The sequence below is a fragment of the Microbacterium sp. genome (assembly GCF_017305435.1).
Lineage (GTDB): Bacteria > Actinomycetota > Actinomycetes > Actinomycetales > Microbacteriaceae > Microbacterium.
Window position 1 is genome coordinate 382,739 of the sequence record NZ_JAFKIP010000006.1, and the last position, 15,057, is coordinate 397,795.

Consider the following 15,057-nt stretch of genomic DNA (forward strand, 5'->3'; position numbering starts at 1 on the left):
GGAGCGGCACCCTGCGCCGACGAAATCGCGCAACCAGGGGCTGAGCTCTGGGGCGGATGAGGATCAGGGCGTGGGGCCGGTCGCGACGGCGCGGTCGGGCTGATTCGACCAGGCGCTCCACGATCCCGGATAGAGAGCCGCGTCGTAGCCGGCGACGGCGAGCGCGAGCACCTGCTGGGCGGCGCTCACTCCCGAGCCGCAGTACACGCCGACGGGCCCGTCCCCGAGGCCGAGCCCCGCGAAGCGCGCCCGCAGATCGTCGGCCGAGCGCAGGGTGCCGTCGGGGGCGAGATTCTCCGTCGTGGGTGCACTGAGCGCGCCGGGGATGTGCCCCGCGCGCGGGTCGAGCGGCTCGACCTCTCCGCGATAGCGCTCCCCCGCCCGCGCGTCGAGCAGGGTGGCGTCGGGGCGGGCGGCGAGGGCGGCGGCCTCCTCGGTCGTGAGCCGCGTCAGCGCGCCCGGGTGCAGCGTCACGCCGCCCGGCACGGGCTCCACGTCGCCGACCTCGAGCGGCAGCCCCGCGGAACGCCACGCGGCCAGGCCGCCGTCGAGCACGCGGGCGGTGGCCCCGGCATCCGTCAGCATCCACCACGCACGCGCCGCGCCCCAGCCCTTGTCGTCGTCATACACGACGACGACATCGCCGTCGTCGAGACCCCAGCGCCGGGCAGATGCCTCGAATGCCGCGGCGCTCGGCAGCGGATGCCTGCCCTCGGCCGGGGCGCCGTGCGCCGCGAGATCGCGCTCGAGGTCGACGTATACCGCGCCGGGGATGTGCCCGTCGAGGTAGAGCGGGTGGCCGTCCGGGCCGCCGAGCCGCCAGCGCACGTCGAGGATGACGGGCGGGCGGGCGGCGCCGTCGCCGTGGAGAAGCGCGTCGAGTTCGTGCGGAGTGATCAGGTGACCTGTCATCTCTCGAAACTAGCGCGCGCCTCCCGTCGAGTTGTCAGCTGTGCCGGGAACCGGACCCGCATTCCCCGCGCGAACGACAGCTGAACGACCCGCTCAGGCGCTCTTCTTCCGCGGGCGCCCGCGCCGGGGCTTCTCGGTGTCGAGCTCGAGGGCGAGGGCCTGGCGCGGCTGGGCGGCGAGGCGCTCGGCGACGTGGCCGAGCCAACGCACTTCGGATTCGGCGGTGAACAGCGCCGCCGACAGGGGCAGCGCCTCCACGCGAGAGGTCGGGTCGGTGACATCGACGGCGACATACTTCGCGCTCAGCTCATCGAACCGACGCTGCGACGCCGCCCGCTGCGTGCTGATCATCGTCGCGACGTCGATGCCGGGGAGCGTCGCGGCGAGCGCAAGCTTCACGGCGAGCTCATCACGCGTGCCCGCCCGTTCGACCGGTGCGCTCCACCACGCGCGGACCTCCGCCGACCCGGCATCCGTGATGCGCCAGTACACGTGCCCCTGCTCGTCGACGTCGCCCTTCGCGACGAGACCGTCGCGCTCGAGCCGCTCGAGCGTGTTGTAGATCTGCCCCACGTTGAGGGGCCACGTCGAGCCCGTGCGGCGGTCGAACTCGGTGCGCAACTGGTATCCGTAGCAGGGGCCCTGATCGAGGATGGCCAGAAGGCTCTGTCGTATGGACATCCGCGTCTCCCGTCCGACCCGGCGGGCATACCGAGTATCTGATTTCCGAGTATATGCATACAAGGAAACCGGACGCACGGCGAGACCACCCGATCACGGCGCCGAGTGCGCCCGCTATCTCCGAGTGCGCCGGATACCGACGGATGACAACCGGCGATCTCGGCAACAACGAGCAGACTCGGCGCCGGTCAGTCACCCACGCTCGTCGCGCAGACGCACGGCGAGCGCGGCGATCGTTCCCACGACCGCGCCGACGAGCGTGTCGACGACGCGTTCCAGGGCGAGCGCGGTGTTGGCGCCCTCGCCCGTCGCGGCTCCGATGATGAGCAGCACGAGCGGCGTGATGAAGACGAGCGCGAGCGCATAGTGCCGCACGACGGTGAGTTCGACCGCGACCTGCAGGGCGCCCAGCAGCAGCCCGAGCGCCCAGATGGGCAGGGGCAGCAGCGCGAGCCCGAGGTACACAGCCCCGCCGACGATCGTGCCGACGGTGCGATGGATGCCGCGAGCCGCCGCCGCGCGGCGACCCACCGGCATCCCGACGACGGCGAGCCCCGCGCAGATGATCCAGTACGAGCGCTCCGGGTCGATGAACGCCGCCGCGCCCACCCCGACTACCGCGACGATCGCGGCGCGGACGGCGAGGGTCTGCGCGACACCGTCCCATCGGCGCGGGAAGAGCGCACGAACGGGGCGCACCTGCTCATGCCGGTAACGCGGGAGGAGCAGCGGCAGCAGGACGAGGACGCACGCGAACGCAGAGGATGCCGCGACGACGGCCAGATACACCCATGGATCGACGACGCGGACGCCGCCGCGGACGGCGGTGACCTGCGCCGACAGGCCGTACACGAGGACGAAGAAGACGGGTCCGGGCGGACCCAGCGAGAACCATCCGGCGAGGCTCGCCGCGACGATCGTGAGCGCGAGACCGCCCACGAGGACGACGATCGTGCCGCCGCCCGCCGCGAGGACGCCCGCGGCGGCGCACGCGAACAGGGCGAGCGCCATGATCGGTGCGAACCGGGCGCGCTGGCGCGGGCGCAGCCAGCCGCCGTAGATGACCGTGAACGCGCCGCTCGCGGCGAGCAGGGCGATGTCGGCATGCCCCGTGAGGGCGAGCCCGACGATCGGCACGGCCATCGCGAGCCCCGATTGGATGGCGAGGGGCCACCGCCGCCCCGTCGACGGTCCGAAGGTCGTGAGACTCGTCACGAGGTGGGCCGCCTCCGCGCGCAGGCGCACGAGGAAGGGCGACGGACTCACCCCTCCATTGTCCCCCGTCATCGACTGCGCAGGTCCCCGCCGGCACGTCAGCCGCGCCAGCACGGACGCCGACGGATGCCGCGACGCACAGCAATCGCGTAGCCTGCGCCGGTACCGTCGGGCGGGTGAGCACCGATGCACGAGAACTCCTGGTGACGACCGACGAGGGTGTCGCGAGCTTCTCCCCCGACCAGTTGCGCGCGATGCGCGACGAGTTCCAGCGGTTCCTGCTGGAGTACCAGTTCGGGCTGCGCGAAGTCGAGACGAAGCTCGGCATCCTGCGTGACGAGTTCCTGCAGATGCACGATTACAACCCCATCGAGCACGTCTCGAGCCGCGTGAAGACGGCCGACAGCCTCGTCGAGAAGGTCATCCGCAAGGGCGTCGAGCCGAGCTTCGACGCGATCCGGGCGGCGATCACCGACATCGCCGGCATCCGCGTCACGACGAGTTTCACGAAGGACGCCTACCGCCTCTTCGACCTCCTGACCGCCCAGGACGACATCACCATCCGCGCGGTCAAGGACTACATCGCCGAGCCGAAGGACAACGGGTACAAGAGCCTGCACGTCATCGTCGAGGTGCCGGTCTTCCTCTCCACGGGCCGCGTCGCCGTCGCCGTCGAAGTGCAGTTCCGCACGATCGCGATGGACTTCTGGGCGAGCCTCGAGCACAAGATCTACTACAAGTACGCCGGCGTCGTCCCCGACGGGCTCCTCACCGAGCTGAAGGATGCCGCGGACTCGGCCGCTCTGCTCGACGCGCGCATGGAGAGGCTGCACGGCCAGCTGCACGGGCCGGGCGCCGGCCCGATCCGCGCGGTCTGACCGGCCGCGATCAGCGTCGAGCGCGCAGCAGCTCGGCGAGCTGCGCGAGCTGCGTCTCGTCCTCGAGCGCCGAACCGACCGCGACGACCTTCACACCCGCGTCGAGGAATGCACCCGCATTGGCGGCGTCCATCCCGCCGGTCGCGATGAAGCGCACCTCGGGGAACGGTCCGCGGATGTGCCGGAACCAGTCCGTGCCGAGCCACTGCGCGGGGAAGGCCTTCAGCCACGTCAGCCCGAGCGCGACCGCGCGCTGGACCTCCGACGGCGTCGACACCCCCGGGAGGATCGGGATGCCGGCAGCCTGCGCCGCGCGGACGACCTCGGGGTCGAGCCCCGGCGAGACGAGATAGCCTGCGCCGGCATCCTGCGCGACGGCGACCTGCTCGGCGCGGATGATCGTTCCCGCTCCGACGACCGCGCCGCGCTCACGACCGAGCCGGGCGACCTCACGGAGTGCTTCGACGTCGGCATCCGACTGGATCGTCACCTCGACGGAGTCGAGGCCGAGGTCCCACGCCGTCGTCGCGACGCGCACGGCGCGCTCCGCGCCGGCGCTGCGCAGGATCGCCATCAGCGGGGCGCCCGCGAAGGTCTCGGCGAAGAAGGGGGCGGTGTCGAGGGTCATGCGCGGTCGCTTTCGGTGAGGGCGGTGCCCGGAAGGAAGGGTGTGGATGCCGCGTCGGGGAAGTCCGCCGTCGTGGCCAGGGTGAGAGCAGCGCGGTCATGGCCGGCCTGCAGGCGCTCGGCGAGGGGCGCCCCGGACAGACGCCCGACGAGGTACCCGCCGGCGAACGCGTCGCCCGCCCCCACCGCCTCGACGACGTCGATGCGGTGGGCGCGCACGAACTGCTCGTCGGCGCCGGCGAACACGGTCGCACCGACGTCGCCGTCCTTGACGACGACCTCGGCCACGTGCGGCAGCAGTGCGCGGATGTCGGCCGCCGCCCCAGCGCCCCACAGCGTCTCGGCCTCGTCACGGCCGACGAAGACGATGTCGGCGCGGCGCGCGAGATCGAGCAGCACGGGTGCGGCCTCCGCCGCCGGCCACAGCGCGGCACGATGGTTGACGTCGAAGCTCACGGGTATGCCGACCGAGCGCGCCCGCGCGATGAGCGCGTCGAGGAAGGAGGGCGCCGTGCCGCCGTGCGGCGAACGGCCGAGGGCCGCGGTGATCCCCGAGACGTGCACGACGGAGACGTCGTCGAGGCTGACGGCCTCGGCATCCGCGGGTGAGAGGTGCGCAGCCGCCGAGCCGTCGCGGTAGTAGTGCACGCCCCGTCCGGGGTCTTTGACATACAGGCCGGTGCGGTGTGCGGCATCCACGATCACCGGTGTCACGTCGACGCCGCGTGCGGCGATGCGCGCGCACACGCGGCGCCCGAGCGGATCGTCGCCGACGCGCGACAGCCAGCGGGCCCGCTGACCCATCGCCGCGACGTGCGCGGCGACATTGGACTCGGCGCCGCCCGCGTCGATGCGGAACGTCTCGGCACCCTCCACCGGCTCGGCGTCGAGGGGCGTGACGACCGCCATCGTCTCGCCGGCGGCCAGCAGGACTCCGGAGAGAAGTGCGCCGGGCAGCACGCCGCTCGTCACTTCAGGTCGGTGACGGGGGCGGCGTCCATGTCGTCGAATGCCTGGTTCTCCCCCGCCATCGCCCACACGAACGAGTATGCCGCGGTGCCGACGCCGGAGTGCAGCGACCACGACGGCGAGATGACGGCCTGACGGTCGGCGACGACGAGGTGGCGGGTCTCCTCCCGCTCGCCGAGGAGGTGGATGACGCGCGCGTCCTCGGGCACATCGAAATACAGGTAGCACTCGGTGCGACGGTCGTGCGTGTGCGCCGGCATGGTGTTCCACATCGAACCGGGGTGGAGCTGCGTGACGCCCATCACGATCTGGCAGCTGCGGATGCCGTTCTCGTGGATGTACTGGTTGAGGGTGCGGCGGTTGCTCGTCAGCTGGTCGCCGAGCTCGCGGACGGTGCCCTCGCCCGGGCGGACGAGCTGAGTCGGGTACGTGGTGTGCGCCGGCGCCGAGAAGAGGTAGAAGAACGCGCCGTCCGACCCGTCGGCATCCAGGAACCGGACGTCGCGCACGCCGCGGCCGAGGTAGAGGCACGCGCCGTTCACGAGCTCGTAGGTCTCGCCGTCGGCGATGACCGCGCCCGTGTCGCCGACGTTGACGATGCCGAGCTCGCGGTGCTCGAGGAAGTGGTCGCTGCGGATCTCCGGGTACCCCGTGAGGACGAGTTCGTCGCCCGCGGGCACGGCGCCGCCGAGGACGATCCGGTCGTGGTGTGTGTAGGTCAGGCGGATCTCGCCCGGCACGAACACGTCGTCGACGAGGTACGTTTCGCGTAGCTGCGCCGTCGTCATCCCCGGGATCTGGGCGGGGTTCGTGGCGTAGCGCTGCGGGATGTGCTGCTCGGTCATGGGTTCTCCTTCTCGAGGGGTATGCGGGGTCGTAGGTGGGGGCGCGTCAGCGGACGAGCCAGCCGCCGTCGACGGGGATGATCGCGCCGGTGACGTACGCGGCGGCGTCGGATGCCAGGAAGACGAAGGCGCCCTGCAGGTCGCCCGGCGTGCCCCAGCGCCCGGCGGGGATGCGCGCGAGGATCGACGCCGACCGGTCCTCGTCGGCGCGCAGCGGTGCCGTGTTATCGGTCGCCATGTAGCCCGGGGCGATCGCGTTGACCGTCACGCCCGACGCCGCCCACTCGTTCGCGAGCGCCTTGGTGAGCCCCGCGACGGCGTGCTTGCTCGCGGTGTAGCCGGGGACGAGGATGCCGCCCTGGAAGGACAGCATCGACGCGACGTTCACGATGCGGCCGTGCCCGCGCGCGATCATGCCGCGCCCGACCGCCTGGGACAGGTGGAAGACGGAGTCGAGGTTGACGGCGAGCACGTCGTCCCAATCGCTCGCCGGGTGCTCGGCGGCGGGGGCACGACGGATCGTGCCGGCGTTGTTCACCAGGATGTCGACCGGGGCGAGCGCGTCCTCGATCTCGCCGACGGCGGCCGCGTACTCGGCGGCGGATGCCTCGGCGAAGTCGAGCTGCACGCGGTGCACCCGCCGCCCGAGCGCTTCGATGCGCGCCGCCGTCTCGCGCGCGTCGCCGCGATCGAGGAGCGCCACGTCGGCCCCGGCCTCGGCGAGCGCGACCGCAGCGCCCTGCCCGAGCCCGCGGCTGGAGCCGGTGACGAGGGCGGTGCGGCCGTCGAGGCGGAAGGTGTCGAGGATCATGCGTTCTCTCCCGTGGTGGTCCCCGAGGCTACCCCGGGTCGATGAAGCGGTTCGATGAAGCGGGTGGTGAGCTCCCCCAGCCCCGTGATGCGGACGGTGACGGTGTCGCCCCCCGCGAGCGGGCGGTGCGCCGCCTGGGCGGCGGGGAGCTTCTGCGGCGTGCCGGTCGAGATCACGTCGCCGGGTTCGAGCGTCATCACCTGGCTCAGGTGATGCACGACGAAGGCGACCGAGAAGATCGTCGTCGCGGTGGACTGCGACACCGTCACGACGCCGTCCCGTACGACTTCGACGAGCACGTCCTGCGGGTCGGGCGCCGCATCGCGCGTGGTGATCCACGGGCCCAGCGGCGCGAACCCGTCGGAGCACTTGCCCAGCGCCCACTGGCTCTGCCTCCGCTGCCACGCGCGATCGGAGACGTCGTCGAGGATCGTGTACCCGCCGACGTGGCCCAGCGCGTCCGCCAGCGACACCTCGTGCGCACGCCGCCCGATGACGATCGCGAGTTCGCCCTCGTAGTCGGCATCCACCGCGCCCGTCGGCAGCACGACCGCGTCATCGGGCCCGGCGAGCGTGTTGGGCGTCTTCACGAACACATCGGGGAACGCGGGGTCGTCGGCGGTCGGATCGACACCGTCGGGCACGTGTCCTCGGTAGTTGTAGCCGAGGCAGAGGATCTTCCCGGGGGTGACGGGCGGGGCGAGATCGAGGGCCGCGAGGGCCGGGGATGCCGCGGTGACGGATGCCGCGGCATCCTCCGCGCGCTCACGCGCCGCCCCTCCGCCGAGCACCGCGGTCACCGGATCGGCGAGGAGGGCGACGCGGTCGACGCCCGCGACGTCGACGACGACGCCGGCCCGCGGACCGCCGGCCGATCGCACCGTGACGAGCCTCACCAGTACGTCACCCACTCGGGGTCTGCGAGCCGGGTGAGCGCCTCGAGGTAGAAGTAATCGCCCCAGAGCGTGCCCTCGTCGACGCCGTTGTTCTTCGGCAGGTCGTAGACGCTGTGCAGGAGGAGCGCGTCGGCGTCCTCGGGGCGCGCGGGGGTGTAGCCGGCGATGAGATCGCCGACGAGCTGCTCGGCGAACGCCTGCGCTCGCGCGGCCCGGGCGGGATCGGGATCGACGCGCGCGAGCTCGAGGAACCCGCAGGCCGCGATCGCCCCCGCGGAGCTGTCGCGCGGTGCGGGGTTCTCGTCCGTGTAGACGAGGTCCCAGTACGGCACGCCGTCGGCGGGGAGGTGCGCCAGGAAGTACTCGGCACAGCGCCATGCGGCATCCAGCAGGGACGGGTCGCCCGTCGCCCGGTGGTTGATCGCGAAGCCGTAGATGCCCCACGCCTGCCCGCGCGCCCAGCAGGAGTCGTCGAACGCGCCCTGCTCGGTCGCCCCGCGCAGCGGCTCGCCCGTGACCGTGTCCCAGTAGAACGTGTGGAAGGTCGAGTCGTCGGCGCGCAGGATGTGCTCGCGCAGCTGTGTCGTGTGGCGACGCACGGCGTCGGCGTACCGTTCCTCGCCCGTCTCGGCGTGCGCCCACGACAGGAGGGGCATGTTCATGAGGCTGTCGATGATCGTGCGGCCCGCCTGTCGCGGATCGGACAGGTCGCCCCACGCCTGGATGACACCGGCGGGTTCGAGGAAGCGGCGCATGAGGTGATCGGCGGCGTCGAGGGCTGCCGCACGGGCGTCGGCGCGCGCGGCAGCGGTGGACGCCAGCCGCGCCGCCGTGAGGGAGCCGAGGCTGTACAGGAAGCCGAGGTCGTGGGTGTCGAGGTCGTGCTCGCCGCGCACCCGTTCGGCGAAGTCGTCGGCGTGGCGGAGGGCCGCGGCGCGGAAGTCCTGGTCTCCGGTGAGCTCCCACGCGAGCCACTGCTGACCCGACCAGAAGCTCGTCGTCCAGCCGCGGTTGGCGCCCGCGGCGAAGCCCGGGGCCGCCGGGCGGAGCTCATACCGGTTCGCGTGCGTCGTGTCGTCGGGGTACAGGTCGCCGTGCAGTGTGATGTTGCGGCGCACGGTCGCGAGCGCCGCGTCGAGGGCGGCGGTACGGGTGTCGGCGCCCAGCGTCGACGCTCCCGGGGCGGGCGCGCCGGCGGATGTGTGGGGGGTGGAAGTCATGGGAGGTCTTTCTGGAGTCAGGCGCGCACGTGGGCGAGGTGGTCGGCCGGGTGCAGGGTGAAGCGGCTGTTGGTCCACGCCAGGTACAGCGCGGGGGAGGCCAACGCGGACAGGGCGAGCAGCGGCAGGGCGACGAACGCGGCGGCGTAGACCACGAGCACGACGAGGCTGAGTGCCGTGAGGTACCACCGCCGCACGCCGAACCAGGCGCCGCGGCGCACGGCGTCCCGCGCCGACGTGCCCGGAGCCTCCGCGATCGCGGCGAGCGCGAGCAGGGCGGTGCCGGCCACGAGCAGCCCGGTGACGACGAGCACCACCATGGCGGCCTGCGCGAACGGCGTGTCGGCGAAGAAGCGGACGTCGACGACGAGGACGACGCCGACCAGCGCGGCGACGCCCGCGACAGCGCTCGCGCGACGCCAGGTCGCCCGATACCCGCGCCAGAAGGTGCGGAAGACCCCGTCGTGCGGCGCCGCGAACACGGTGAACGCGGCGGTCAGGCCGGGCGCGGCGAGCACCGCGGTCACGGCGACCAGCGGCCACAGCGCGAAGGCGTCGGTGAACACGACGACCGCGATGAGCGGCGCCGCCGTCACGGCGAGGAGGACATTGACGGCGACGGCCGTGCCGAGGGTGTCGAGGGCGCCCTGGATCTTGTCGAAGCGCACGGGTCAGCCCTTCAGGCCCGAGGTCGCGATGCCCTCGACGAAGTACCGCTGCCCGATCAGGAAGATGATCGCGATCGGGATGACCGACACGGTGAGCCCCGTGAAGAGCATCGCGTAGTCGGCATCCACGTTGTTCGCGACGAAGTTCTTGAGCCCGAGCTGCACCGTCCAGTTCTCGCGGCTGCGCAGATACAGGAGGGGTCCGAGGTAGTCGTTCCACGTGTTGACGAAGGTCAGCAGCCCGAGCGATGCGAGCGCGGGGCCCGACAGCGGCAGCATGATGCGCGCCCAGATCGAGTACTCGTTGAGCCCGTCGATGCGGGCCGCTTCGCTGAGCTCTTCGGGGATCGACTCGAAGTACTGCTTCATGAGGAAGACGCCGAACGCGCCGAATGCCTGCAGCACGATGATCGCGACGAGGGTGTTCGTGAGCTTCGCCTGCGCCATCATGATGTACTGCGGGATCATGTACGACTGCCACGGCACCGCGATCGTGCCGAGGTAGACGAGGAACAGGATGTCGCGACCGGGGAAGCGCACCTTGGCGAAGCCGTACGCGGCGAACGAGCCGGTGAGCACCTGCAGGAACGTCACGACGACCGACAGGACGATCGTGTTGCGCAGCCAGGTGACCATGTCGGTCTTGGTCCACAGCTCGATGTAGTGCTCCCAGTGCCATGTCTCGGGCAGCCATTTCACCGGGACCGAGAACACCTCGTTGGAGTCCTTGAACGAGCTCAGCACCATCCAGGCGAACGGGACGAGCAGCGCCAGGGCGAAGAGGACGAGCAGGATGCTGCCGATGATGCGCAGCACGTTGCCGCGCGCGGGCTTGGAGGACTGCAGCGGATCGAAGCCGGGCTTCTCGGGCGTGACCTCGGTGACCGTGGCGCCGACGATGAGATCGGATGTGGACATCACGCACTCCGCTTCTTGTTGACGAAGAACTGGATGACGGTCGCGCCGAGGCAGATGGCGAACAGGACGACGGCTCCCGCCGAGGCGTACCCGAACTTCGACTCGATGAAGCCCTTCTGGTAGATGAACTGGCTGAGGACCACCGTCGCCTGGTTGGGCGCCGCGGTGCCGCCGGGCGAGAGGACGATGATGAGGTCGAAGATCTTGAACGACGCGATCGTCAGCAGGACCGTGACGAGGAACATCGTGGGGCGGATGCCGGGGAGCGTGACGTTCCAGAACCGCTGCCACGCGTTGGTGCCGTCCACACGCGCCGCTTCGTAGAGCTCGCGGGGCACGGTCTGCAGGCCCGCGAGGAACAGGATCATGTAGTAGCCCATGTCGCGCCACGTGCTGATGATGACGATCGAGGGCATCGCCCACTCCTGCGACGTGAGCCAGCCGGGAGGGTTCTGGATGCCGATGAAGCGCAGGAACTCGTTGATCGGACCGTAGTCCGGGCTGAACAGGAGGTTCCACACGAGCGCGATCGCGACGATCGAGGTGATGTAGGGGAAGAACGCGGCCGTGCGGAAGAAGGCGATGCCGCGCAGCTTCGTGTTCAGCAGCAGCGCGAGGCCGAGCGAGACCGCGATCGTGAGCGGCACGTGCAGGATCGCGTAGTAGAACGTGTTGACGACCGAGCGCTGGAAGAGGGGGTCGGCGAACAGCTTCGGGAAGTTCTCGAGCCCGATGAACTGACCCTTGCCGAAGATGTTGAAGTCGGTGAGCGCGACGTAGAAGAGCGTCGCCACGGGGATCAGCGTGATGATCGCGAAGCCGAGGAAGTTCGGCAGGATGAAGCTCCAGCCCAGCAGCGTGTTGCGCAGCGCGAGCTTGGAGCGACGGGGACGGCGGGTCGGGTCGGTCCCGCTCGTGTCTGGGATGCCGATCCTGTCGGCGGTGGCGCTCGTCATGGCGTTCTCCGGACTGTCTCTCAGTGGGTTCCGGTGCCGGGCGCGAGATGCGCGCCCGGCACCGGAGGGGTGGTGCGGGTTCGGCGGCTCAGAGAGCCTTGAACGCCGCGTCCGCGTCCGCGATCGCCTGCTGGACCGACTTGGTCTTCATGAGGATCTCGGTGTGCATCGTGCCGAGGATCGTCTGGACCGCGGCGGTCTTGTCCGAGGTGGGGTTCTCGGGCTTGGTGTCGTGCGTCGACCACGCGAACTTCGACAGGTCGTCGGTCGGGGCGCCCTCGACGCCGAAGAAGGCGTCGGCCACCGTCTCGGACGTGTTGGCCGGTGTGATGCCGATACCGGCCAGGATGGCGGCCGCGTCATCGCTCATCGCGTACTCGAGGAACTGCTTCGCGGCAGCGGTCTTGCTGCTGTCGATGGCGGCGTTGATGCCGAAGCCGGTCGGGTCGCCGAAGGTGACGGGCTCGTCGACGGTCGAGGAGTCCTTCTGCGGGATCGGTGCGAAGCCCCAGTTGAAGGTGTCGGCCTCACCGGACTTCTGCTGCGAGATCAGCGTCGCGACGTACCACGTGCCCATCGGGAGCATCGCCGCATGCTGCTTGCCGAACTCGCCCTGGTAGGTCGGGCTGTTCGCGCTGGAGGTCGCGAAGTCGATCTGGTAACCGGCGGCCTCGCGCGCCAGGCGGCGGTCGTAGAGGTCCGCCATGTACTCGTAGTCGCCGGAGAAGATGTCACCGTCGAACTGCGCATTCGCGAAGCCCTGGGTGGTGGACTGCCAGCGGTGCTCGTACGTGCCGTAGTGGTCGGCGGTCGTCAGCGCCTTCGCGGCGGCGTCGTAGTCATCCCACGTCCACGAGCCGTCCGGGTACGCGACGCCGGCGGCGTCGAAGATGTCCTTGTTGTAGAAGAGGACCCAGGAGTCCTGGCGGTAGGGGGTGGCGTACTGCGTTCCGTCGACCTCGTAGGACGCGGCACCGCTGACGGAGTCGGGGATCTCGATGTCGGACACGTCGAGGAGCTGGCCGCCGGCGACGAGCGTCGAGACGTACTTGACCTCCTTCTGCGTGATGATGTCGGGGCCCGAGCCCGCCCCCAGGTCGGCCGTCAGGAGGGTGTTGTACTCGGCCGGGTCGTACTCGACGAGATCGACCTTGTTGCCGGTGGCCTTCTCGAACCCGTCGGCGAGGGCCTGGAACTCGGGGGTCGTCGCCAGACTCCAGCCCGACAGGGTCAGAGTGACCGGGGCGGCCGAGGCGCCCGACTCGGCGGGGTCGGAAGAGCCACCGCTGCATGCGGTGAGGGCGAGGGTCGCGACGATGGCGAGGCCACCGGCTGCTGCGATCTTTCGGTTCATGTGTCTTGCTGCTCCTTTGCGAGTGCCCCAACAGTGGGCGGGTTACCGGTCCGCCGCGGTGACGGATCGGACATCTGCGAGACCGGTCGTGGTGCAGGCACCGTCCGGCCAGACGACGACGGCGGCGCCGCCGTCGAGGGTGACGGCGGGCGGCGCCGTCGTCGTGGTGCCCGTGAGCTCGACCGCCGTGACGATCGGCCTGCCGACGACCACGTCGTACTCGACGATCGGCACGAGCGACACGTCGCCGAGCGGGCTGGCCGACAGACGCCGCGCGAGGGACGGGCGTCCGCCCGGGGTGAGAGCGTGGACGGATGCCGCCACACCGCCGGCGCGGGCCGAGGCCGCGCCGGCCGTCGTCTCCCCGTCGACATCGCTCTCCGATCCGCTGAGCGCCCAGCCGCCGATGCGGACGCGCAGCGCGGCATCGGCCGCCTCGCCCTCGAGGGAATCGACGATGGCGATCCGCACTTCCCAAGCGCCGCGCACGAGCGACCACGTGGTGATGCGGCCCGCGATAGTGACCGCACCGCGGATTCCCGAGCCGTGCAGCGTCTGCGTGAGGTCCGGCGTGATCCAGTGCGCGCGCGTCGTCGAGCCCGCCACGCCCACGCCGTCGTCGACACGCACGCCCCGCAGCTCCATCGCGGCGCGGTGGGTGGCACGGCCGGCCGCGTCGACGAGGGCGACGGACTGCTCGAGCGGCTCCGCCCAGGCATCCCCGTTGTGCAGCGGTGCGGTCGCTGTCGAGTAGCCCATCCGCGCATACAGGGGAGAATCCCCGACGAGCGCGTCCGGGAAGGCGTGATCGGTTCCGTGGTTGATGACGCGCACGATCCCGTCCGCGACGGTCCCCGATACGACCCAGCCGGCGGGCGCGACGATCCGCAGCTCGTCGGCCTGCTGGACGGGCAGCTCTTCGGCGGGCGCGGTCCACACCGGGTGGTCGGCGGGCAGCGCGATGCCGAGCATGCCCTTGGTCGCCCAGTACGGCGACGCAGGGCCGGAGTAGCCCTGCGCGAGGCGGCGCCACGGCCCGTGCCACCCCATCGAGAGCAGGTCGTCCGCGTCGGGCGCCCCGTGCTCCGCGAAGTGCGACACGATCGAGGATGCCGCGACCCGCAGCCGCCCGGGGGAGATCGAGGGCACCTCGGCGAAGGCGCCGACCCAGAACGGCGCCGCGGCGGCGAAGCGGTAGATGAGGCTCCGCCCCTGGATGAGGGGCGACCCGTCGCCGCCGACGAGGGCGACGGCATCCTGCAGGTAGCGGTCCAGCCGCGCGATGTCGGCGGGCGTGCGCCCTGCGGCGAGGTCGGCGGCGCCCTGCATGCGCGACCACAGGATGGGGTAGAGGTGCAGCGCCCAGCCCACGTAGTGGTCGTAGGAGCGCTCGTCGCCGTCGGAGAGCCAGCCGTCGCCCTTCACGAACGAGTCGTGGCGGGCGAGGTCGGCGCGGATGTCGCGCTCGGACCACGGGCCGCCGACCGAGCGCAGGAAGGTCTCGACGACGATCCGGAACCAGACCCAGTTGGTCTGCGGGTAGGTCTCGTCCCCCACGACCGGCGCGAAGTAGTCGATGACCCGCTCCTGCGTGCGGGCGTCGAGGCGATCCCAGATCCACGGGCGGGTCATGTCGAGGATGAGGGCGATGGATGCCGCCTCCACCTTCGCCTGCGCGTGCTCGCCCATCCGCACCCAGCGGTTCGGGTTCGCGGGGTCGACACCGGCGGCGATGCCGCGGGAGTAGTCGGCGATGAGGGCGTCGACGCCCTCGCCGCGTGCGCCGGCGATGCGGAAGCCCGCGAGCAGGAACGTGCGGGCGAATCCCTCGAGTCCGTCGATCGCGTGTCCGTAGCCGCCCTCGTCGCCTGGAGGTGTGATGCGGGCGAAATCGTCGGAAGCCCAGGCGCGGGCGCCGGCGAGAAGGCGATCAGCGTGGGCCACCCACTGCTCGCGCGTCCAATCGCGGATGGCGTGAGCGCTCGCGACCGGTGCGGAGGTTGTCTCGCCCACGTCTTCTCCCTTGAAGTGCACTCGGGTCATTCCCGAACACTTTCGGAGATTAGCAATCTCTTTCGTTCATAACAAGTCCTTGTTTGAATTTTAA

Annotated in this window: 15 protein-coding genes; 1 reads left to right on the plus strand and 14 read right to left on the minus strand. The window is 71.0% G+C overall.

Annotated elements, in window-relative coordinates; translation table 11 throughout:
* Positions 1–63: 63 nt before the first annotated feature.
* The 3 genes from J0I43_RS12530 to J0I43_RS12540 form a co-directional block, all read right to left on the minus strand.
* Positions 64–912: a sulfurtransferase gene (locus J0I43_RS12530; RefSeq protein WP_292864247.1), complete on the minus strand. Its 849-nt coding sequence runs from the start codon at positions 910–912 to the stop codon at positions 64–66.
* Between the two features lie 93 nt (positions 913–1,005).
* Entirely contained in the window at positions 1,006–1,593 is a 588-nt protein-coding gene (locus tag J0I43_RS12535; protein ID WP_292864249.1) for a PadR family transcriptional regulator, read from the minus strand.
* 192 nt (positions 1,594–1,785) lie between these two features.
* Positions 1,786–2,859: an FUSC family protein gene (locus J0I43_RS12540; protein ID WP_292864251.1), complete on the minus strand. Its 1,074-nt coding sequence runs from the start codon at positions 2,857–2,859 to the stop codon at positions 1,786–1,788.
* Between the two features lie 203 nt (positions 2,860–3,062).
* Between J0I43_RS12540 and J0I43_RS12545 the strand changes: the two genes are divergently transcribed.
* Positions 3,063–3,686 carry a GTP pyrophosphokinase family protein gene (locus tag J0I43_RS12545; protein WP_292864463.1) on the plus strand — a complete coding sequence of 208 codons (624 nt, stop codon included), beginning with the start codon at positions 3,063–3,065 and terminating at the stop codon, positions 3,684–3,686.
* 10 nt (positions 3,687–3,696) lie between these two features.
* Here the strand turns inward: J0I43_RS12545 and J0I43_RS12550 are convergent, their stop codons facing one another.
* The 11 genes from J0I43_RS12550 to J0I43_RS12600 form a co-directional block, all read right to left on the minus strand.
* Positions 3,697–4,314 (minus strand): bifunctional 4-hydroxy-2-oxoglutarate aldolase/2-dehydro-3-deoxy-phosphogluconate aldolase, encoded by a 618-nt coding sequence (locus J0I43_RS12550; protein WP_292864253.1) that lies wholly within the window; start codon positions 4,312–4,314, stop codon positions 3,697–3,699.
* On the minus strand, positions 4,311–5,285 hold the full coding sequence (locus tag J0I43_RS12555) for a sugar kinase (RefSeq protein ID WP_292864255.1): 975 nt from the start codon (positions 5,283–5,285) through the stop codon (positions 4,311–4,313). The genes J0I43_RS12550 and J0I43_RS12555 overlap by 4 nt, the downstream gene beginning before the upstream one ends.
* Positions 5,282–6,127 (minus strand): 5-dehydro-4-deoxy-D-glucuronate isomerase, encoded by an 846-nt coding sequence (gene kduI, locus J0I43_RS12560; RefSeq protein WP_292864257.1) that lies wholly within the window; start codon positions 6,125–6,127, stop codon positions 5,282–5,284. The genes J0I43_RS12555 and kduI overlap by 4 nt, the downstream gene beginning before the upstream one ends.
* Before the next feature lie 46 nt (positions 6,128–6,173).
* On the minus strand, positions 6,174–6,938 hold the full coding sequence (gene kduD, locus J0I43_RS12565) for a 2-dehydro-3-deoxy-D-gluconate 5-dehydrogenase KduD (RefSeq protein WP_292864259.1): 765 nt from the start codon (positions 6,936–6,938) through the stop codon (positions 6,174–6,176).
* Positions 6,935–7,834 carry a fumarylacetoacetate hydrolase family protein gene (locus J0I43_RS12570; RefSeq protein WP_292864261.1) on the minus strand — a complete coding sequence of 300 codons (900 nt, stop codon included), beginning with the start codon at positions 7,832–7,834 and terminating at the stop codon, positions 6,935–6,937. Before J0I43_RS12570 ends, kduD begins: the two co-directional genes overlap by 4 nt.
* The gene (locus J0I43_RS12575) at positions 7,831–9,054 is read right to left on the minus strand and encodes a glycoside hydrolase family 88 protein (protein WP_292864263.1); all 1,224 of its coding nucleotides are present in this window, start codon (positions 9,052–9,054) and stop codon (positions 7,831–7,833) included. Before J0I43_RS12575 ends, J0I43_RS12570 begins: the two co-directional genes overlap by 4 nt.
* 17 nt (positions 9,055–9,071) lie before the next feature.
* Positions 9,072–9,722: a ferredoxin-NADPH reductase gene (locus J0I43_RS12580; protein ID WP_292864265.1), complete on the minus strand. Its 651-nt coding sequence runs from the start codon at positions 9,720–9,722 to the stop codon at positions 9,072–9,074.
* A 3-nt stretch (positions 9,723–9,725) separates the two neighbouring features.
* Positions 9,726–10,640 carry a carbohydrate ABC transporter permease gene (locus J0I43_RS12585; protein WP_292864267.1) on the minus strand — a complete coding sequence of 305 codons (915 nt, stop codon included), beginning with the start codon at positions 10,638–10,640 and terminating at the stop codon, positions 9,726–9,728.
* Complete coding sequence (locus J0I43_RS12590) at positions 10,640–11,596, minus strand: carbohydrate ABC transporter permease (protein ID WP_292864270.1); 957 nt, start codon at positions 11,594–11,596, stop codon at positions 10,640–10,642. Before J0I43_RS12590 ends, J0I43_RS12585 begins: the two co-directional genes overlap by 1 nt.
* A gap of 88 nt (positions 11,597–11,684) precedes the next feature.
* Positions 11,685–12,950: an ABC transporter substrate-binding protein gene (locus tag J0I43_RS12595; protein ID WP_292864273.1), complete on the minus strand. Its 1,266-nt coding sequence runs from the start codon at positions 12,948–12,950 to the stop codon at positions 11,685–11,687.
* A gap of 42 nt (positions 12,951–12,992) precedes the next feature.
* Complete coding sequence (locus tag J0I43_RS12600; protein ID WP_292864276.1) at positions 12,993–14,993, minus strand: DUF2264 domain-containing protein; 2,001 nt, start codon at positions 14,991–14,993, stop codon at positions 12,993–12,995.
* Positions 14,994–15,057 lie beyond the last annotated feature (64 nt).